This is a genomic window from Citrobacter sp. Cf088 (assembly GCF_030334295.1).
GTDB lineage: Bacteria > Pseudomonadota > Gammaproteobacteria > Enterobacterales > Enterobacteriaceae > Citrobacter > Citrobacter freundii.
The window spans coordinates 264,840-284,527 of sequence record NZ_JAOWEE010000058.1 but is presented as its reverse complement, the minus strand read 5'-3'; the positions used below and the strand labels follow the sequence as shown (position 1 = coordinate 284,527).

The window sequence follows — 19,688 nt, the reverse complement described above, 5'->3', positions numbered from 1 at the left end:
TACCTTGTAGGCCGGATAAGGCATCGCCACCATCCGGCACACAAAGACGCTATTTTTTCCGCTGGTATTTCTCTGGCAATTCCGGGACAGGGCGTTTGTCATCAATCAGATGACGCACGGTCAGAATCGGATGACGCCAGAGCATTCTTGGCCCAGCCCAACGCATAATTTGCTTCATCTCTTCGCGTTTGGCAGATTGATAGCAGTGCACCGGACACTGCTTACAGGCCGGTTTTTCCTCACCAAAGACGCACTTATCGAGGCGCTTTTGCGCATAGGCAAACAACGCATCGTAATGCCCCGGCTCGTCTGAAGCCTGCGGACACTGGCGCTCGTAGAGTGAGATCATTCTCTGGATCGTCATTTTTTCACGTGCAATACGTTTGCCGGACATGATGCCTCCATAATTAAGTTGCATAAATAATACACCTTAACTAAGCACAGGACTATTGCTGGAGGTCATCCATTCCTTAGCACCCTACGCAAATAAGAATTATTTTCATTTATTTATGCCATGTGCTATATAACATAGCAAAGGCTATATTCGATGATAAATTAACCATTTTGTTGTGAGGGATACTATGCCGCATCTGCCCCATCTCAAGTCATTTCTCCTTGCCAGCGCGTTAACGGCGCTGACGCTGTCACCCGCCTGGGCGAAAGAAAAATTCAAAGTGGTAACCACCTTTACGGTGATTGCCGATATGGCAAGCAATGTAGCAGGTGACGCGGCGGACGTTAGTTCTATCACCAAACCGGGGGCTGAAATTCACGAATATCAACCAACCCCAGGTGATATTAAACGGGCGCAAGGCGCACAGCTTATTCTCTCCAACGGTCTGAACCTCGAACTATGGTTTGCCCGCTTCTACCAAAATTTGTCCGGCGTACCAGAAGTGATGGTCTCAAACGGCGTCCAGCCAATGGGCATCAGCGAAGGACCGTACAACGGTAAACCAAACCCGCATGCCTGGATGTCAGCGGAGAACGCACTTATCTACGTGGATAACATTCGCGATGCGCTGATGAAATACGATCCGGACAATGCCGCGACCTACCAGAAAAACGCGCAGAATTATAAAGCGAAAATCCAGCAGACCCTGGCGCCACTGCATACAGAACTGGCAAAGCTCCCTGCTGATAAACGCTGGCTGGTCACCAGTGAAGGCGCATTCTCTTACCTGGCACGTGATAACGGCCTGAAAGAGCTGTATCTGTGGCCGATCAATGCCGATCAGCAAGGTACGCCGAAGCAGGTACGCAAAGTAATCGATGCGATCAGAGAGCATCATATCCCAACGGTATTTAGCGAAAGCACCGTGTCCGACAAACCAGCGCGTCAGGTTGCCCGTGAGTCTGGCGCGTATTACGGCGGCGTGCTGTATGTCGATTCGCTCAGCGCTGCCGATGGTCCGGTACCGACCTATCTGGATTTACTGCGCGTCACCACGCAAACCATTGTTAACGGCATCAACAAGGGTCTGGAGAGCCAACCATGAGTCACTCTGCGATTACCGTAAATCAGGTTACGGTGACGTATCGCAACGGTCATACCGCATTGCGGGACGCCACTTTTCAGGTTCCGGGCGGCTCAATTGCCGCTCTGGTCGGCGTCAACGGGTCGGGAAAATCAACGCTTTTTAAAGCGCTGATGGGTTTTGTCCGCCTGGCGCAAGGGGAAATCTCAATTCTGCAACAGCCGGTAAACAAGGCGCTCAAACAGAATCTGATCGCCTATGTCCCTCAGTCAGAAGAGGTGGACTGGTCGTTTCCGGTACTGGTGGAAGATGTGGTGATGATGGGACGCTTTGGCCATATGGGCTGGCTGCGTCGACCAAAACAGATCGACCACGCCTGCGTGGATGCGGCGCTGGCGCGGGTTGATATGCTGGACTATCGCCATCGTCAGATAGGTGAACTGTCCGGTGGGCAGAAAAAGCGAGTTTTTCTGGCAAGGGCCATCGCACAGGACGGACAGGTTATTTTACTGGATGAACCCTTCACCGGCGTGGATGTAAAAACCGAGGCCCGGATCATCGACCTGCTGCGTGAACTGCGTGATGAAGGTCGAACCATGCTGGTCTCTACCCATAATCTGGGATCCGTCACCGAGTTTTGTGATTACACGGTGATGATTAAGGGCACGGTGCTGGCAAGTGGACCAACCGATACCACCTTTACCCCCGAGAATCTCGAGCTGGCATTTAGCGGCGTACTGCGTCACGTTGCGCTGAGCGGCGGCGAACAACACGTGATTACCGACGATGAACGCCCGTTTATTTCGCGACGTGCGGCAAGCGAGGGGGAATAATCATGAACTGGCTGACAGAGCCGTTTGGTTACCAGTATATGCTCAACGCCATGTGGGTCTCGGCGATGGTCGGCGGCCTGTGCGCGTTTCTCTCCTGCTATTTGATGCTCAAAGGCTGGTCGCTGATCGGCGATGCGCTGTCGCACTCTATTGTTCCGGGCGTGGCAGGCGCTTATATGTTAGGGCTTCCCTTCGCGCTTGGCGCATTCCTTTCCGGCGGCCTGGCGGCGGGCAGTATGCTGTTTCTTAATCAGCGTTCGCGCCTGAAGGAAGATGCGATTATCGGACTGATTTTTTCGTCTTTTTTCGGTATCGGGCTTTTTATGGTGTCGCTCAATCCGATGTCAGTGAACATTCAGACCATTATTCTCGGCAACGTGCTGGCGATTGCACCGGAAGATATTCTGCAACTGGCCATCATCGGGGTTATCTCGCTGACTATCCTGTTTTTGAAGTGGAAAGATCTGATGGTGGTCTTTTTTGATGAAAACCACGCGCGCTCTATCGGTTTGAATCCGGGCCGGTTGAAGCTGTTGTTTTTTACGCTGCTCTCCGTTTCAACGGTAGCCGCCCTGCAAACCGTCGGTGCATTTCTGGTGATTTGCCTGGTGGTTACGCCCGGAGCGACGGCCTGGCTGCTGACCGATCGTTTTCCACGCCTGCTCACCATCGCCGTAGCTATCGGCAGCCTGACCAGCTTTTTCGGCGCCTGGCTGAGCTACTGGCTGGACGGCGCAACCGGCGGAATTATCGTCGTTCTGCAAACATTGCTGTTCCTGCTGGCATTTGTCTTCGCACCAAAACACGGTCTGCTGGCGAATCGCCGACGCGCCCGGCTGGTGAGCAAGGAGTCAGTATGATCTTAACAACGCTATTAGAACCCTTTCAGTTTAGCTTTATGGTCAATGCGCTGGTTATCTCCACCATTGTCGCCGTGCCCTGCGCGCTGCTGTCGGTATTTTTAGTACTTAAAGGCTGGGCGCTGATGGGCGATGCCATGAGCCACGCGGTTTTCCCGGGAATTGTACTGGCGTGGATTGCGGGTATCCCACTGGCAATTGGCGCATTTATCGCTGGGCTGTTCTGTGCAGTAGCGACGGGTTATCTCGACGATAACAGCCGCATCAAACGCGATACCCTGATGGGGATTGTCTTCTCCGGCATGTTCGGTGCGGGGCTGGTGCTGTACGTCTCTATCCAGTCGGAAGTCCATCTCGATCATATTCTGTTCGGCGACATGCTAGGCGTATCGTTCAGCGACATCATACAAACCGCGGTTATTACGCTTGGGATAGCGCTTATTATTGGGCTTAAGTGGAAAGATCTGCTACTGCATGCGTTCGACCCGCATCAGGCAAAGGCCAGTGGGCTTAACACTGCACTGCTACATTACGGCCTGCTGTGCATGATCGCCCTGACGATTGTCGCCACGCTAAAATCAGTAGGGATTATTTTGTCGATCTCCTTACTGATTGCGCCTGGCGCCATTGCGATTTTAATGACGCGGAAATTTTCCCACGCCTTGTGGCTGGCGGTGATTATGTCGGTCGTTACCTCGTTTATGGGCGTGTACCTGTCTTTTTTCATCGACAGTGCACCGGCCCCCACCATCGTCGTACTATTTTCACTGCTGTTTGTGATGACCTTTATTTATTCCACCCAGCGCGATCGCCGTTTAGAACGGCAACGCCTGCATGATGTGCTATAGGCTATATCATCGCCAGCTTAATAACGGGCTAAACGCCTCGCAACCCACCAGGGCACGAAGCGCAGGCAAATGACAGTTACGCGCCAGAAGCGGAGGTACGGCAAAAACAATGTCGCTGGAGAGCATCACATTCTCAAGTTGTCCCCATAGGTACCAGCCGGTTTCAACGCCACTGTCGGGGACGCGCAAATGCAAATGCCATCCTTCCTGTGGCTCATCAGTAATCCCCAGCCATTGGCTGAATTGGGGGATTTCAGGCACAACCTGAGTCACTAACGAGCACATACCAACCTGGTTTGCCGGTATATACAAAGTTAGCGCTCCCAAAGTAATACGTACCGCCGCCAGATTAGTGGGAGCCGTCATAACCGCTGGTCTCCTGATAACGCTCAAAGACCAGATTCAGATCGAGCAACGTGTACCAGGTTTCCATCACGTTAACTACACCCACAGCGATGCTTTGTAACGCCGGGGGCAACGAATCTCCTGGCAAATGAATCTGGCTTTCGGCGACTTCCAACACATCAATCAATTTATCTATCAGGATCCCGCTTTGCATTTTCTCGGCGCAACCAATCAGAATAGTGCGCTTACCTGCCGAATTGACGGTAGGTTTATCGATCAGGCTGTCCAGCCTCATCACCGATTCCACCCGTCCACGATAGTTGATGACCCCTTCAAGCATTGGCGCGCAACAGGGAACCCTGGAAATCGGGCGCTCTGCAAGGATCTCTTTAATTTGCGCCCCATAGAAGGCAAAATTCTTACCCGCCAGTTGGAATAACACCAGCGTACGCTGGGGTTCATCAACGTTTTCACACTCCGGCTTTTCACCATGGTTCAGCGCAAGAATCTGCTCCAGCTGTTGGCTCATATTGACTCCTTTTACTCGGCAATGCAGAAAGTGTTACGGCCATTTTGTTTCGCGGCGTACAGCGCCTGATCGGCACGTTCGCGTAGCGTTTCAATCCGATCGCCAAACTGCCACTGGGCAATGCCCGCGCTGAAGGTGCTGTGAAAACTGGCGTCGTTAACGGAAAAGGCGACCTGCTCGTAATCCTTGCGCAATCTTTCAACCACCCGCGCCGCTTTCTCACTGCTGGTATTAGGCATAATGATGACAAACTCTTCACCGCCGTAACGGCCTACGATATCGGTACTGCGTAGGCGATGGGAAAACAGTTGCGAAATGCCGACAATAACCTGGTCGCCAACGGCATGGCCGTAGGTGTCGTTAATGCTTTTGAAACGATCCAGATCCACCATCACCATACAGAACTGATTACCGCTGTAGTTCGACTCGGCAATCGCGCTTTTGAGAAAATGGGTAGTCGTCGAGTGGTTATATAATCCACTCAGGCTGTCCTGTGACATGCGGGCACGCAGGACGCGCATTCTTTCAGCGCGGATCGTGACGGCACGGATAAGCTCCTCTGGGTCGGCCTGTTTAAGAATAAAATCCTCCGCGCCAATGCTCATTGCGCCAAGCTGCGCATGCTTGTTGGTCTCGCTGGAGAGATAGGCGATTGGCAGGCCAATATGCTGCGGTATCTGGCGAATGAGTTTCGTCAACTCTTCACCGCTGAACTCGGGCATATGGTAGTCCATCAGCACCAGATCGATAGGTTGCGCATTCAGTACGTGCAACAAATGGTGTGGTTTCTCCAGCACATGTACTTCCATTCCCGCCATGCGTAGCATTTCAGCGTTATATTCCGCCACCGCAGGCTCATCATCGATCAACAGCACCTGATACGGTTTTTTCAGCGACGGTTGGGTTAAACGATGCAACTCCTGCACTAAATCGGTGATAGATGCGGGTTTAACATAGTAGCCGTCGCAGCCGGATTTAATGGCATTTATCCGGGCGTTAAAATCACTGTGACACGAGAGGAACAGCACCGGAAAGGCCTTGCCAACTTTTTGTTTCAGGTCCGACATCGTCAACGGCCCGCCGTAGGCATTGTCCGGAAAGCTGACATCCATAATCACCACAGCAGGCGGTTGCGACAGTACGGCCTGAGTAAAATCCTGGGTGCTTGAGAACACATGACAGGTAAAACCAAAGCAGCGCAATTGGGTGGCGAGCAGCTCAACCTGATCGACGTCATCATCGCACAGGTAGATAGGCTGACTGGCCCGCCGAACATATCCCTCTTCCGGACGCTGCGCGGTGATCGGTAAAGTGAAATCCGTATCGCTGATACGATGCTCCAGGTTGAGCTGCTCCTGGGTCAGGGTATACAACCACCTGATAATTCGCCGCAGCTCGTCATAATGCAGCGGGCTTTGCTCTGTTTCCGGTTCGGTAAGTAAACGCTCACCTTCTGCTGAGGCATCCGCCAGTGGGCTAAAGCCAAAGGAACCCGCCGAACCGTGAATACTGTGCAGCAGAATATGCAGCTGTTTGCGACAGGCTTCGCTGGGCTCTGCGACCAGTTGAACGAGTAATCTTTCCGCTTGTGCCAGCATGTCTGGGATTCGGCGTAAAAAACCCTGGCGCAAACGCGCTATTTTTTCCTGCGCAGCCGCCATCGCTATATGCTTATTTTCTTGTTTCATCAAACACGTAGGCTTATTCAGTTAATCGCAGACGGTTGCAGTAGCGCATTGACAGCAGCCCCCAGATTTTCCGCAAGGTTTTCATCTTTTTTCACCCAACGGTCGTACAGAGTGTCGCTGGCCATCACTTCATTGGCGCTCAGTAAAATAAAAGGCTTAACCCAATTCTGAGCGCGTAACAGCGTCAGCAAATCCAACCCGCTGATCTCTGGCATATGCAGATCGCTAATCACCAGATCGATGTTGCTATCCGAGTCCAGGCACGCCAGGGCGGAAATCGCGCTTTCCACAATCACTACATCGTAGCCGTCCATTTGCAAAAATATGGTTGCCAGTTCAGCCGCAAAAAGATCATCATCAACTAATAAAATTCGCATTTTCTCTCTCGATTTTGCGCCATCAGCACAAAAGCATTTTTAATGTTTTTATCAAACTGTCCTGCTCGAAATCGCCCTTGGCGATGTAGGCATCCGCGCCCACCTGAATCCCTCGTCGCCGGTCCTCTTCCTTCGCGCGGGACGTCACGATGATGATTGGCGTATGCTGGTAGTTTTTCTCCCCACGCAACGATTTGGTGAAGGTGAAACCATCCATAAACGGCATTTCGACATCCGTCAGTACGGCATCAAACTGGGTCAGTTTCGCTTTTTGCAGTCCCGATAGCCCGTCTTCTGCCAGTGTCACCTGATAGCCGTGCGCTTCCAGCACGTTCTTTTCTATCTCACGAGTATTCAGTGAGTCATCGACCACCAGCACATGCCATGCATCCTGCGTTACGCTCGTGGCAGGAGCAGGTGTACTGGTTTGCCGTGATTGTTGCGCCATCGCCATCAGCGCGGGAACGTGCAGGATGCTGACCAGTTGGTTTTCCGGCGTTTGTACCATCCCGGAGACCAGCGACTGCTGTTGCATATGCTTCGGTAACGGTTTGATCATCATCTTGCGTTCATCGAGCAGCTTATCCACCCGCAGCGCCATTTTGCTGTACGGGTTTTGCACCACGATTAATCGCTGTCCAGGCGTTGAAAAACTGCTCTGGCGCTCATTAATACCCAGCAAGGCGCCTGCGCAGACCACCGGGATAAACTCGTTATGCAAGATAATGGCAGGACGTCCGGCGATATCGCTAATCCCCTGCGCCGTGCATTCCACTACCTCAACCACATACTGCGCAGCCAGTCCAAACAGGTGTCCCTGCTCTTCAAATTGCAGAATTCGCATCATGGTTAACGAAACAGGCAACCGCAGGTTAAAGCTGGTTCCGACCCCTGGGCAGCTATAAACCTGCAAATCGCCTTGCAGGTCAGTCACCACCGTTTTACGCACCACATCTAAGCCAACGCCGCGACCGGAAAGCTCGGAGACTATCTTGCTGGTCGAAAAGCCGGGATGAAAAATCAGCTCATTACACTCCAGCTCGGAGAGTTGCCCGGCCATTGAAGCAGGAACCAGACCTTTACTGACCGCCTTCGCGCTGATGGCATCATAGTTAAGACCACGGCCATCATCTTCGATACGCAGTAGTATCCCGCTGCCATCCTGCTGGGTGGTGATGGTAATCGTGCCGCGGGTGGATTTACCGAGCGCCAGACGTTCGTCGATCTCACCAATCCCGTGATCGACGGCATTACGCAGTAGATGCGTCAGCGACTCCGATAAGCGGTCAATCAGCTGACGATCGATTTCCACTTCTCCGCCGACAAAGCGGCATACCACCTGCTTATTCAGCGTGGAAGCCAGCTCACTAACCTGCAGCGAAATCGGTTCAAACAACGTTGAAAGTGGCAGCATGCGGATCCGCGCCGCCACGTCGTATAGTTCAAACATCTGCAAATGCTGGAGCTGAACACTCTCTTTTAACTGGGCGCTGAAGTCATGGATTTGCTGGCGAAGCTGTTCAGCACTCAATCCCGGTAACCGCGGTACCAGCTGACTCAGGTTTTGTATCTGCTGTTCCAGGCGGTCATGTCCGGCGAGCACCTCCCCCAGAATGTCGATCAGGCCATCGAGCTTATTCAGCTTTACCCGCACGAAATCCGCCTGCTTAATACCGGCATCCATACTGGCTGGCGTCGCAGGCGTAGGGACCACCGGTTTTTCTGTTACCCCGGCAGTTTCGACAGTCAGCGTGATGTCCTCTCCCCGACTGGCGCGGGCAAGACGTTCGCACAGCCCGGCATCAGCCGGTGGTAACTGATTATCCCCTTCATTGACAAAAAGCTGGGTAAGCTGACCAGAAAGATACTCCACGGACTCATGGATCAGATTGCCCAACGCCCTGTCCGGTGTCAGTTTGTTATCACGCAGTTCACTCAATACATCCTCAAGATGATGCGTGACATCGGCAATACTTTGCAGCTTCAGCATCCGCGCCCCCCCTTTCAGGGTATGCGCAGCACGAAACATCTCGCCTATCCAGGCGTCGGTATGTTCATCAGCAGAGAGAAGAAACGCCCCTTCGCTGATCGTCTGCAAATGACCTCTCCCTTCATCAATAAAGCGCAGAACGAATTTTTTCAGATCGATAGCCATAATCGCTCTTATTAGCCACTTTGATGGGCGAATTGCGCCAGTTGATGTTCACACAGGAAACGAAACGTATTGCCAGGAAATACTATTGGCAAACGTAGACGACAAACCGAGGACGGATTGTTTATCTCGTCGTTCAGTAACCGCATCACCACGCGATAAGTCCGTTGAGCGGGCTGACGTAACTCGCTTTGCCGGTACATTTCGGCCAGATAATAGTGTGCAGGCCAGTAGCCGGGCTCCTGATAAACCACCTGCTTGAACCAGGCGATGGCCTGCTGGGTCTGGTGTTGCCACATCGTCGCCAGCCCCAGCAGCATTTTTGCCTCTGCCGACCACTCATCCTGCGCGAGGATCTTCTGCGCGTTTCCCGCCGTCTGAGAAAACTCCCGCTGCTCAAGGGCAATCACCCCCTGAATCAACAGCGCATCCTGATTACGGGGATCGTCGCGTAATACGCAGGCGATACATTTTTTGGCTTCAGAAAAACATTTTTCATCGAGACAGGCCCGCGCCTTCGTTAGCCAGTCATCACACTGCGGCGCCAGCAGCTCGTCAGGTGCATACCTGAGCGATGTTTTCGGCGGCGAAACGCGTACCGCCAGCCTGGGGACGGGGGCGCTCCTTGCCGCTTCACGATGGGGGCAAAAATAGAAAATCCCCTCTTCCTGCTCCAGCTTCAGAATGTCGAAATTGTTGGCCAGCGTTTCCGCATTGCCAAAAAATAAGGCTCCCTGCGGCTGCAGCATCTTCAGCAAATTAGCGTGTAATTCACGGCGCGTTGGCGTGTCGAAATAGATGGACACGTTGCGCAGCAAAATGATGTCCACGCCTGTCAGCAGTTGCTCTTTGACGATATTGCTGCGGTGAAACGAGACTTTCTCACGAATCTCATCATGCAGCCGGTAGAGGTTGCCCGAACGGGTAAAGTAGCGCTGCTGAATACTCGCCTCGACGCCGCGAAACGAATAGCTTGAATAGCTGGCGTTTCGGGCCTTCGCCAAGATAACCGGGTCAATATCGCAGCCGTAGATTTCAATCTGCTGAGCCATAGCGTCGCGGTATTGTTCATGTAGCTTAATCGCCAGCGAGTAGGCCTCTTCGCCGGATGAACATCCGGCACTCAGAATGCGTACCGGGCCGCTGCGCTGTTGCAGCAGACGCGGAACCCATTTGTCGCAGATTAAATCCAGCGTATCGCTTTCACGGAAAAAGTAAGTTTCGTTAATCGTAATCAGCGTAATGAAGCTATCGAACTCAACCTGCGAAATACGCAGTTGTTCATAGTATTCATAGTAATCCGCGATTTTTCGCTCGCCCATACGCCGACTCAGCGCCGATTTCAGCAAGTCTTCCATTGCATTATCAAAGTGCAAGCCCACCCGCTCTTTGATCAACCGGGCATAATCAGGAAGATTGGGGATCATGGCAATTTACTCTCAACAAGCCCGTGAAAAGCCATCGCAAGCAGCACCTTCGCCAGACCGTCCAGCGGGATCGTACGGTGTATCAGTTGCTTGTCGATCGCGTTCTTATTCATACCGAATACCACCGAGCTTTCTTCATCCTGCGCCAGCGTCCTTCCTCCACGGCGGAAAATCAGCTCAATGCCACGGCAGCCATCGCTGCCCATGCCCGTCATAATCAGCCCCACGGCCTTTTCACGAAACACCTCAGCCACCGACTCCAGCAGCAGATTGCAGCTGGGATGATAAACATCGCTTTCCTGTCTGGGGATCGCCGCTAAACGCTGGTTGCTTTTGACGATCAGGTGCTGCTCCGGCGGCAATATATACACATACCCCGCTTCCACCCGATCGTCTTCCTGCGCCAGTCGCACCTTCAGATCGGTCACGCTGTCCAGCCAGTGCACCATCTCTTTGGCGAAACCGTCGGCAATATGCTGCGCGATGAGCACCGGGCACGGGAACGTCGCGGGTAGAGCCTGCAAGAGTTTACTCAACGCCTGCGGCCCGCCCGTCGAACAGGCAATTGCCAGCACAAAAGGCCAGTCCTGCGGCGTCTGTACGATGTCCATTATCGGTCGTACAGGCGGCATTATCGGTTCGGTTGGATGGCGTAATCCTTTGATATGGCGAATCACCTTCACGCCGACCAGCAATTCCACTTTGCGGTGCAGCGCATCGGTTGAGAGTGTGAAATCGCTGCTATGGTGCAGCACCGCCAGTGCGCCACGAGAAATGTAATCGTCATCCCATTGGTTTTCATGGCAAAATCGCATAACCAGGATGGGAATAGCACTGGTCGCCATGATGGTTTCCACAACCTCGACGTTATCCGCGCTCGAGGTATCCAGCGTGAGGATCAACAGGTCGGGCATCAGCTGTTGCACCAGTCGAATCGCCTGTCTGCGATGAGCAGCTTGTCCCACCACCTTAATATGCGGGTGCTCTTCCAGTTGCCTGACCAACGCATTACGCGATGCGCTGTCAAGGTCAAGGATCAGCACCCGAATGTTGCCGCTACTCATGCATCCGTTTCCGTCAGTGTGAATGAGGACGAAGCCTCTTTCAGCGCTTTCGACAGTTGTGTCATATCCTGACTGACAACCAGAATGTCTTTGATAGATTGCGAGGTATAGTTACTGGCAACAACGATCTCACGCAGCGCCATGACCACCTGATTACTCGCCGTTTTCTGTTGCTGTGTTGATAGCGATATTTGCAGCGCCGCCGTCGAGGTTTGCTCGGCCGTAACAACAATATCGTTCAGATGCTCGGCGCTGACTTTACAGGCCCTGGCGCCTGCTTTAATACTCTCGCCGCCTTTTTCCGCGTTCAGCACCAGACGGTTAATCGCGTTTTGGATCTCGCTGATCTTATTTTCAATTTCAACCGTTGATTCGGTCACCGAATCGGCCAGACGACGGATTTCAGCCGCTACCACCGAGAAGCGTTTACCAGCTTCTCCGGCGCTGGCGGCTTCCAGCGCCGCGTTAAAGGCGATCAATTTCGTTTGATCCGCGACGCTGTTAATGATCACCATCACCCGGCTGATTTCCGCCGATTTATTGCCGAGCATCATAATTTCACGCATGTTTTGCTGATTGTCGGTATCAATATCCGCCATACGCATCAGCAATTGCGACATCGATTCTGAGCCTTTATTGCAATCCTCAAGTGTCTGGTTGGCAATATCCACAACAGCCCGCGAGTGTTCGGCGATCTGCGTCGATGAGGCGGACAACTCTTCCATGGTTGAGGTAATTTCAGCCACCGAAGAGGACGTTTCCACGCTGGTGGACGCCTGCCCATCTACCGCTTCAGTGATATGCAGGGAAGCCTGGTGTACCGAACTGGCGTGAGAAACCATCCCGCCCACCAGCGAATGCAGGCGCTGGCGCATCGTTTCTACCGCACTCAAAAGTTCGCCGATCTCATCGTGATGATCGACCTGAACATCCACCGTCAAGTCACCTTCCGCAATGGTCTGGGCAATCCCCAGTACGCGGTTTAAGCGGCGAGAAATCAGAAAACGGCTGGCAACGGCAATCAGCAGTAAAATAATCGGCAACAGCAAGACGGTGAACAGCAACAGGCCGTTGCGTACCAAATTGCTGCTCTTGGCGACATCATCAACATAGCTGGTGGTCGCGATTATCCAATTGATCCCTTCTACGTATTCATAGACGGCGACTTTGGTCTTCGGCGGTGTGCCATAGCCGCTCACCCAGTTGTAATAGGTGATGCCATTTTTATGTTCGAGCATATCGGCGAAGAGCTTATAACCGTTGGCATCGGTGATATTAATCACCTGCTGGCGACCCAGCGACGGATGAACCAGCATCCGACCCGGTTCAAATCCGGCATCGAGCACGTAGGCGTAGCCATCTTTACCAATACGTACACTCAATAAATGCTGGATGATCGGTTGCAGACTTTGTTTGACATCAAAGCCCACCGCAACTGCCCCAATCACCTGACCATACTTATCGGCAATCGGTTCGTAGTGGCTAATAAATTGCTTACCAAACAGCGTGACCACACCGGAAAAAGGTTTATTTTTCAATAATAATGGTAATGCCGGGTTGTCATGCCCCAATGCCGTTGCTGTTGCCGTATTACCTGAACTCGCCAGCAAGGTGCTGCTGACGCGCACAAACTGCTCGCCTTGCAGAATAAACGTACTGGCAAATACACTGGTTAATTCGGTGAAATGCGCGTTGGTATTGGGGTTGCTCAATACAGCTTTTAATTCAGCGGAGTCCATGTAGCGCAGCGGTTTATTCGCCACGTTTTGGTAGTTATTAATGTAAACATTGCTGTAATGCTCCGCATCCTTATTAATTCGCTGAAATTCATTCGCAATACTGTTATGAAAAATACGGGTGTTAGTTTTAATCATCTCCAGCGCATTCACCTGCAGCTCTCTGGACAGATAAGACGATAATATAAAAGAGGCGCCAATCAGCAACGTGGCGATGCAAACCACCAAAATCATACCGAGCTTCATCGCCACACCTGGATGGATATTGTGTAGCCAGGATATCAGTCGCGCGCGCAGTCCCTCACCGGTAGTATCCGTCGTTCGATTTTTCACTTTGATAAGGTCACTCATGATTTTTATTCTCTACCTGAGAAGAAATTACTTTTTTGGTCGTAAGGTGTTCGTACGATGCGTTTCCAGCGTGATCAGCGGCATAGGCTTGCCAATGTGATATCCCTGTAACCACCCCACATCCATTTTTTCCAGGCACGCCTGAATCGTGGCGTTTTCAACAAATTCAGCGACGACCTGCATATTTTTCATTTCGGCAACGCGACAGAATGACTCGACGATGTAGTAGCTGATTTCACTTTCGGTGATCCGTCGAATAAAAGAGCCATCTATTTTCAGGATATCGGCTTCGATATTCATCAAACGTGCATGGCTGGCAAACCCAGTACCAAAATCATCAATCGCCACCCGGCACCCCAACTGGCGGATTAAACGCAGGGTTTCAACAGTTTGTTCTTTATCTGAAAGCGTATCGGCTTCCGTTATCTCAAAAATAATCCGCTGCGGTTCCACAGCGTAGTCGTGCAGAAGCTGGGTTATCTGCGTGACAATATTTGATCGACATACCGTCACTGGCGCGAGGTTAATGGAAAAACAGTGCTGCGGATGGTTACACATAAATTTCAGGGTGTTTTCGATAACCCACAGATCGATATCCGGCGCCAGCCCCGCATCATGCGCAACCGGCAGGAAACTGTTCGGTGGAATGAATTCCCCCCGCTCGTTAAGCATACGGATCAATATCTCATGATACGGTTCTTCACCGTTGGTACTGACTATCGGCTGGGCCATCAGGACAAACGCATTGTTATCCAACGCATTTTGCAACGCGGTACGGATTTCTGTTTTATCAACAATGTGATTGCCGAGGATCCGGCTGTGCTGCGCTTCGAGGTTTTCCGGTCTGCCGTTGGTCAGTGATAACCCCGCAACCATGCCGAGTTTACCCACCAGCTGGTAGACATCATCGCTAACATCGTTAATCAGGCAGTAGCCCAAGCCGCTGCGAAAACCCAGCCGATGGTTGTTATAAAACAGGCGGAAACTGTTGGCGGCCTGGTATAAGTCGCATAACCGCTCCCAGGTGCTATTTTCGAGTCGGATAAGCAGATCGTAGCCCGCGTGGTAATAGACCTTTTCGCTTTTGACGAGGTGCCTTTGGAGGTGCTCCGCAAGAATTTTCTGGTAGCGGGCGCGAAAATGAAAACCATAGCGACGCGAAAATAGCTCAAGCTCGGGGATCTGTATCAGGCACACGGTCGCGCGTTCAGTGGTAAACAACTCCGTCTTCAGCGCGCGCAGGTTCGCCATGCCCGTCATCGGGTCAGTCAGCCCCAGCAACAGAACCTGGTTAAACCGTTGGCGGGTAAATTTTGCCAGCGCCCCCATGATCACAATGGTGAGGGAAAAAACAAAGATCAGCGTTGAAACCAGCGCCTGATGCAGCATGAAGTTAATGTCGCTGGCGATATAGCTGTCGTTATGCTTACCTAAAATAATCAGTACGACCGTCCACACCAGCATGGTGAACGAGTGACCAATCTTGATCGCCCCCCACAACATCAATGGAAACAGCAGGATCAGGCTATAGAAAGAGAAAAAGATATTTGGATTATGCGGCGACGTTAAACAAAACATCAGTAAAATCAGTAGGACACACCAAAAGCCAATGCCACAGGCACTGATATTGCCTTTACACTGAAAGGCAATCGCCTTGATAAAGGTAAAGAGGTAAGACGGTCGACGAATGATGCGATAAATCTTGTAGATAAAGGGAATGCCCGTCAGACAGCCGTTGATGATCCCCTGAATACGCACCAGCATTTCCAGACTCATCACCGGAATGCTATCCACATCCGGGCGATGGCCGTGTGCGACGAACAGCGCAAATATTCTGCTCAACACCAGATACAGCAATATGTTGAAGCCGCATAGCCAGATCAGACGATTCAGGCTAATTTTTATACGACCAAAACTGGCGCAACTGCGTCTTCCCGTCGCCTGGCGGTAAATAGCGTAGCTTAAGGTCGAAGCCATAATCAGGCACAACGATTCCACTCGTTCGCTTTGTGGACCGACCGCAAACATGAGCGCCATGAATAGCATGAATCCCGGCAATACCCGAAAACCAAACAGGACTAAGGCAGCGGAAAATACGGCGAGTTTGAGATCGTAAACTGTTAAAATATTATTATTGAAAATACAGTAACCGTTAAGATATTGTGCCAGTGGGTAAAAAAGGCCCGGTAAAACAAGTGGCAGACACCATTTCCGAATGTTTTTTGCAGTATATGTATTTATTATCGCGTCCAAACCAATTTATCCGTCATGCACTATACCAATAGGACTTTAATCCAGACTCGAATGTCACAAACAAATCCTTTTGGGTCAGTCGATGAACCATAACAAAATTGTCAACATTGACCGCGCACTGAGAAAATAAAATAATGTTCTATATTGAAGCGAGCATCTTAGGCAGTTCACATCAGGAAATAAACACCCACGTATAGACAAAAATGGACATCTCGTCGAGATAAAATCATTCGGATACGCGATAAGAGAAAAGCTAATTCATTGATGCTGCGTAAAAAAACAAATTACCTATCGTGATTTCCCAACACCTCCAACCAGTACGCACAAAAAGCATTCTCAGACGGCGTTAATGTCAACTTTAATAGCGTACGCTGCACCTGATGAAAAATGTATTTTTATGTGCAATTTTGCTTGTTGACGAAAAGAACTGCACTATCTATATTCGCATACCGTTATTTTTGTCATTACTCTGCATGGTTCAATGTTAGCTATTTGTTACGTCGTTGCATTTCATATCTTTCATCTACTTATTTGTAGCAGCGGTATTCCATTAAGTAATAACAAAAATTAAATTCAGCAACGAGCACTCTTTTTTCAGGAATTAGCATAATCCGTGGCAAAATCTCTGTTTTCCCTTAAAGCAATAAAAGGGTGGCAACATTCAATCACTGGCAAAATAACGCAATTTTTGCTGGCAGGTATCGTTATTGCTTTTAGCGCTGGCGCGTTTACCAACTGGAGCCTGATAGACAACTTTTCTTATCAGCAGTGGGTGCAACGGGCTGAGGCGAATGCACAGATTATGACCTACATCATCCGTAGCGTGTATACCACCGTTTCGGTTGAAACCAGCGATACCGGGCAGATATCCCGCATCGTATCCGACAGACAGATCGGCGACGCCGACTCCATTATGCAAACCGGTTATAACCCGGTCGATGTCCTGGCACTGGCATCAGTCCAGACCCATAACCCCACCTGGCTGTTTCTCTATACACCCGAGAAAGGATTTATTGGCATCAACAACAGGTCAGAAGATGGCGAAGGAGTCATCACCTTTTCCGGTCGCCTGCCGCGCGATGTGCTGGTCAACTACTATGTTGGCTTCGCCCAGATTAACGGCGAAGAGTGCTTTATCAGCGCCATACCTATTTTGACGCCTTCCGGTGAGATCCTCGGGAGCCTGATAAGCAGCATCGGTAAAAAAAGCGAGTTATACGCAACCTACGATGCGATGCTAAAAAAGAGCAGCATCATTTTTGTCCTGATTTTACTGGTGACGCTGGCACTGGTAACGATGTTTATGCGCAGATTATTCCGCCCGGTTCCGCTGCTGATTAACTCTCTCACCCGCATCGCCCATGAAGAGACGGACTGTATTACCCCCTACCTTGACCAGGATGATGAGATTGGACATCTGGCGGGGGCGATTGAAAAATTGCGCGTCGCCATGGAAGAGCGCGGCTATCTGCAACGCATGCATGAAATGTCGCAAAAAATGGAGCATATGGCCCACCACGATTCGCTGACCGGATTACCCAACCGCGTTTCGTTTGGCCAGGCGTTAGATAAGCGCGTGAATGAACTTCATCAGGAAGAAAAATCGTTCAACCTGCTGCTGATTGACCTCGACAACTTCAAACCGGTGAACGACACCTTCGGCCATAAGGCGGGCGATGAACTGCTCATTAGCGTTGCTCAGCGTCTGCAGCTCTTGCTGGGACCCAATGATATCGCCGCGCGCCTGGGTGGTGATGAATTCGCCATCCTGCAACATGTCAGCGACAACGCCATCAGGGAGGCGAATCGTCTGGCGAAACGTATCATCCGCGCGCTGAGTACCCCGTTTACCTGGAGTACCCATACTTTTTCGATCAGCTGTAGCATCGGTATTACTACCGCCCCCTGGCAGGGCAATAATACCTCGACGTTGATGATCAATGCCGACCTTGCCATGTACGCGTCAAAACATCATGGTCGCGGTTGCTTCCATTTCTTCGAAGACGGCATGGTCATGAAGCAAACCCACAGCCTGTTTATTAATCAGGAAATCATTGATGGTATTGATAACAAAGAGTTCGAACTTCATTACCAGCCCATTATTAATCTGGATGATGAAAGCGTTTATGGCTATGAATCGCTGATCCGCTGGAATCACCCCACCAAGGGCCTGATTTACCCCGATTATTTTATCAGCATCGCCGAGAGTTCCGGTCTGATTGTCCGCTTAGGCGAATGGATTATTCGTCAGTCCTGTGAAGCCGCCGCCAAATGGCCGGAGCGCATCAGGATTGCCGTGAATATATCCGCCTACCAGTTGCACAGCCCGGGGCTGGTTGACGTTATCAAAGATGCGTTACGCATCAGCCAGCTTTCAGCCGGACGCCTTGAAATAGAAATTACAGAATCCGAGAAACTGGATAAGTCGATTGCGTTACCCGTACTGCAAGAGATCCGCGCTCTGGGTATCGAAATCGCGATGGACGATTTGGGCACCGGCTACGCGGCTCTGGATTACCTGCTGATCTACCCTTTCACCCGCATCAAGATCGCGCGCACACTGGTCGACAAGCTGCAGCAAGATAATGCCAGCCAGTATTTGATTGTGATGCTGATCCAGTTTGCCCATAAGTACGAGATGTCGGTTACCGCCGAAGGGGTGGAGACCGCGCAGCAACGCGACATTCTGCGCGATACTGGGTGCCAGAATGTCCAGGGCTATTTCTTTAGCTACCCACTTCGCGAGCGTGAGGTACTTTCCGCGTTTACCGAAGAGGTCATTGATGAAGGGCTTTGCAATGTCTGACATCCTTCGCCTGGCCTGGCGCATGCTGGTGGGGATTTTCCTGCTGATGGTATTGGAGATGCCGTGCATGGCGAGCACTCCGCAGCAACTGCACACGCTGGAGCAGATCGCCAATAAGAAAACCATCACCCTCGGTTATCAGGATGATGCATTTCCTTTCTCCTGGCAGAACGGAAACGCCCCCGCAGGCTACTCCATTGATATTTGCAACAGTATCGTTAGCGCGCTCAAAACAAAACTTCAGCTCAAAAACCTGAAAATCGAGTGGGTAAAAACCAATTCGGCATCGCAGTTTGTGCTGATTAAAAATCACATGGCAGACATCATGTGTATCCCGGCCTTTTATTCAAAAAACCGCCACAGCATTAGCGAGTTCTCGCTGCCGTTTTATTTTTCCAGCACTCGCTTTGTGATGCGAAAAAATGAAAGCAACAACAACCTGGCGCAACTTTCCGGGCACAGCGTGCTGGTAAAAAGCGGGACAATTTACGTTGAGCAGTTGCAAAAAGTGAATGTCGCCAATGACCTGGATATTAACATCCAGCTCGACACGAATAATATTACGGCCTTTAATGAACTGAAAAATGGCGAATATTATGCGCTCATTTCCAGCACGGTTTTGCTCAAAGGGATGATTGCGCAAACGGCAAACCCTGAAGACTATGAACTTTCCGACATTGCGCTTAGCGCACCACTGCCAGCAGGCTTGTTACTCCCGTTACACGATAAAGAATTTAAAGCGTTTGTTGACGGTGCAATCTCCTCGCTGATGACCAGCAACGAATTTACTGCGCTGTATAACAAATGGTTTCAGTCGCCGATTCCGTCGAAAGCCATTAATTTGAACATTCCTATGTCAGATAACCTGAAAGCACTAACGGCTGCTAAAAAGAAGATCAGTTTTGATTATGAAAAATATAATTAATCGAGGGACGACAAGG

General features: G+C 51.0%; 16 protein-coding genes. 6 read left to right on the top strand and 10 right to left on the bottom strand.

Annotated features, from left to right (window positions below; translation table 11 throughout):
- Positions 1 to 49 precede the first annotated feature (49 nt).
- Positions 50 to 394 carry a nitrous oxide-stimulated promoter family protein gene (locus OGV71_RS24610; RefSeq protein WP_003037424.1) on the bottom strand — a complete coding sequence of 115 codons (345 nt, stop codon included), beginning with the start codon at positions 392 to 394 and terminating at the stop codon, positions 50 to 52.
- 187 nt (positions 395 to 581) lie between these two features.
- Between OGV71_RS24610 and OGV71_RS24605 the strand changes: the two genes are divergently transcribed.
- The 4 genes from OGV71_RS24605 to sitD are packed head-to-tail and all read left to right on the top strand — an operon-like array spanning position 582 to position 4,019.
- Complete coding sequence (locus OGV71_RS24605) at positions 582 to 1,499, top strand: metal ABC transporter substrate-binding protein (protein WP_032949907.1); 918 nt, start codon at positions 582 to 584, stop codon at positions 1,497 to 1,499.
- Positions 1,496 to 2,311 carry an iron/manganese ABC transporter ATP-binding protein SitB gene (gene sitB, locus OGV71_RS24600; protein WP_003840297.1) on the top strand — a complete coding sequence of 272 codons (816 nt, stop codon included), beginning with the start codon at positions 1,496 to 1,498 and terminating at the stop codon, positions 2,309 to 2,311. Before OGV71_RS24605 ends, sitB begins: the two co-directional genes overlap by 4 nt.
- Positions 2,312 to 2,313: 2 nt before the next feature.
- Positions 2,314 to 3,171, top strand: a complete 858-nt coding sequence (sitC, locus tag OGV71_RS24595) for a metal ABC transporter permease (protein ID WP_204583323.1) — start codon at positions 2,314 to 2,316, stop codon at positions 3,169 to 3,171.
- Entirely contained in the window at positions 3,168 to 4,019 is an 852-nt protein-coding gene (gene sitD / locus OGV71_RS24590) for an iron/manganese ABC transporter permease subunit SitD (RefSeq protein ID WP_071696690.1), read from the top strand. Before sitC ends, sitD begins: the two co-directional genes overlap by 4 nt.
- A 6-nt stretch (positions 4,020 to 4,025) precedes the next feature.
- Here the strand turns inward: sitD and OGV71_RS24585 are convergent, their stop codons facing one another.
- From OGV71_RS24585 to OGV71_RS24545, 9 genes are read right to left on the bottom strand one after another with little or no spacing between them, the layout of a single operon-like run.
- Positions 4,026 to 4,385, bottom strand: a complete 360-nt coding sequence (locus OGV71_RS24585) for a hypothetical protein (protein WP_071687139.1) — start codon at positions 4,383 to 4,385, stop codon at positions 4,026 to 4,028.
- Complete coding sequence (locus OGV71_RS24580; protein ID WP_086504483.1) at positions 4,369 to 4,893, bottom strand: chemotaxis protein CheW; 525 nt, start codon at positions 4,891 to 4,893, stop codon at positions 4,369 to 4,371. The genes OGV71_RS24585 and OGV71_RS24580 overlap by 17 nt, the downstream gene beginning before the upstream one ends.
- An 11-nt stretch (positions 4,894 to 4,904) precedes the next feature.
- The gene (locus OGV71_RS24575) at positions 4,905 to 6,581 is read right to left on the bottom strand and encodes a diguanylate cyclase (RefSeq protein WP_071696689.1); all 1,677 of its coding nucleotides are present in this window, start codon (positions 6,579 to 6,581) and stop codon (positions 4,905 to 4,907) included.
- A gap of 17 nt (positions 6,582 to 6,598) precedes the next feature.
- Positions 6,599 to 6,958 carry a response regulator gene (locus tag OGV71_RS24570; RefSeq protein WP_071696688.1) on the bottom strand — a complete coding sequence of 120 codons (360 nt, stop codon included), beginning with the start codon at positions 6,956 to 6,958 and terminating at the stop codon, positions 6,599 to 6,601.
- Between the two features lie 22 nt (positions 6,959 to 6,980).
- Complete coding sequence (locus OGV71_RS24565; protein WP_257651607.1) at positions 6,981 to 9,113, bottom strand: hybrid sensor histidine kinase/response regulator; 2,133 nt, start codon at positions 9,111 to 9,113, stop codon at positions 6,981 to 6,983.
- A gap of 11 nt (positions 9,114 to 9,124) precedes the next feature.
- Complete coding sequence (locus OGV71_RS24560) at positions 9,125 to 10,537, bottom strand: CheR family methyltransferase (protein ID WP_286534158.1); 1,413 nt, start codon at positions 10,535 to 10,537, stop codon at positions 9,125 to 9,127.
- On the bottom strand, positions 10,534 to 11,601 hold the full coding sequence (locus tag OGV71_RS24555) for a chemotaxis protein CheB (RefSeq protein WP_257651608.1): 1,068 nt from the start codon (positions 11,599 to 11,601) through the stop codon (positions 10,534 to 10,536). The genes OGV71_RS24560 and OGV71_RS24555 overlap by 4 nt, the downstream gene beginning before the upstream one ends.
- Positions 11,598 to 13,688: a methyl-accepting chemotaxis protein gene (locus tag OGV71_RS24550; protein WP_286534156.1), complete on the bottom strand. Its 2,091-nt coding sequence runs from the start codon at positions 13,686 to 13,688 to the stop codon at positions 11,598 to 11,600. The genes OGV71_RS24555 and OGV71_RS24550 overlap by 4 nt, the downstream gene beginning before the upstream one ends.
- A 27-nt stretch (positions 13,689 to 13,715) precedes the next feature.
- The gene (locus OGV71_RS24545; protein WP_286534154.1) at positions 13,716 to 15,725 is read right to left on the bottom strand and encodes a sensor domain-containing phosphodiesterase; all 2,010 of its coding nucleotides are present in this window, start codon (positions 15,723 to 15,725) and stop codon (positions 13,716 to 13,718) included.
- Positions 15,726 to 16,554: 829 nt separating this feature from the next.
- On the opposite strand from OGV71_RS24545, the gene OGV71_RS24540 reads away from it, so the two are divergent.
- Positions 16,555 to 18,747: a putative bifunctional diguanylate cyclase/phosphodiesterase gene (locus OGV71_RS24540; protein WP_257651610.1), complete on the top strand. Its 2,193-nt coding sequence runs from the start codon at positions 16,555 to 16,557 to the stop codon at positions 18,745 to 18,747.
- On the top strand, positions 18,740 to 19,672 hold the full coding sequence (locus OGV71_RS24535; RefSeq protein ID WP_071696681.1) for an amino acid ABC transporter substrate-binding protein: 933 nt from the start codon (positions 18,740 to 18,742) through the stop codon (positions 19,670 to 19,672). The genes OGV71_RS24540 and OGV71_RS24535 overlap by 8 nt, the downstream gene beginning before the upstream one ends.
- Positions 19,673 to 19,688 lie beyond the last annotated feature (16 nt).

Excerpts from the sequence above, each read along its gene's own strand:
- OGV71_RS24545 (WP_286534154.1), bottom strand. The coding sequence starts at position 15,725 with ATGGCGCTCATGTTTGCGGTCGGTCCACAAAGCGAACGAGTGGAATCG.
- OGV71_RS24585 (WP_071687139.1), bottom strand. The coding sequence starts at position 4,385 with ATGACGGCTCCCACTAATCTGGCGGCGGTACGTATTACTTTGGGAGCG.
- OGV71_RS24555 (WP_257651608.1), bottom strand. The coding sequence starts at position 11,601 with ATGAGTAGCGGCAACATTCGGGTGCTGATCCTTGACCTTGACAGCGCA.
- sitC (WP_204583323.1), top strand. The coding sequence starts at position 2,314 with ATGAACTGGCTGACAGAGCCGTTTGGTTACCAGTATATGCTCAACGCC.
- OGV71_RS24610 (WP_003037424.1), bottom strand. The coding sequence starts at position 394 with ATGTCCGGCAAACGTATTGCACGTGAAAAAATGACGATCCAGAGAATG.
- sitD (WP_071696690.1), top strand. The coding sequence starts at position 3,168 with ATGATCTTAACAACGCTATTAGAACCCTTTCAGTTTAGCTTTATGGTC.
- sitB (WP_003840297.1), top strand. The coding sequence starts at position 1,496 with ATGAGTCACTCTGCGATTACCGTAAATCAGGTTACGGTGACGTATCGC.
- OGV71_RS24605 (WP_032949907.1), top strand. The coding sequence starts at position 582 with ATGCCGCATCTGCCCCATCTCAAGTCATTTCTCCTTGCCAGCGCGTTA.
- OGV71_RS24550 (WP_286534156.1), bottom strand. The coding sequence starts at position 13,688 with ATGAGTGACCTTATCAAAGTGAAAAATCGAACGACGGATACTACCGGT.
- OGV71_RS24535 (WP_071696681.1), top strand. The coding sequence starts at position 18,740 with ATGTCTGACATCCTTCGCCTGGCCTGGCGCATGCTGGTGGGGATTTTC.
- OGV71_RS24560 (WP_286534158.1), bottom strand. The coding sequence starts at position 10,537 with ATGATCCCCAATCTTCCTGATTATGCCCGGTTGATCAAAGAGCGGGTG.
- OGV71_RS24580 (WP_086504483.1), bottom strand. The coding sequence starts at position 4,893 with ATGAGCCAACAGCTGGAGCAGATTCTTGCGCTGAACCATGGTGAAAAG.
- OGV71_RS24565 (WP_257651607.1), bottom strand. The coding sequence starts at position 9,113 with ATGGCTATCGATCTGAAAAAATTCGTTCTGCGCTTTATTGATGAAGGG.
- OGV71_RS24570 (WP_071696688.1), bottom strand. The coding sequence starts at position 6,958 with ATGCGAATTTTATTAGTTGATGATGATCTTTTTGCGGCTGAACTGGCA.
- OGV71_RS24575 (WP_071696689.1), bottom strand. The coding sequence starts at position 6,581 with ATGAAACAAGAAAATAAGCATATAGCGATGGCGGCTGCGCAGGAAAAA.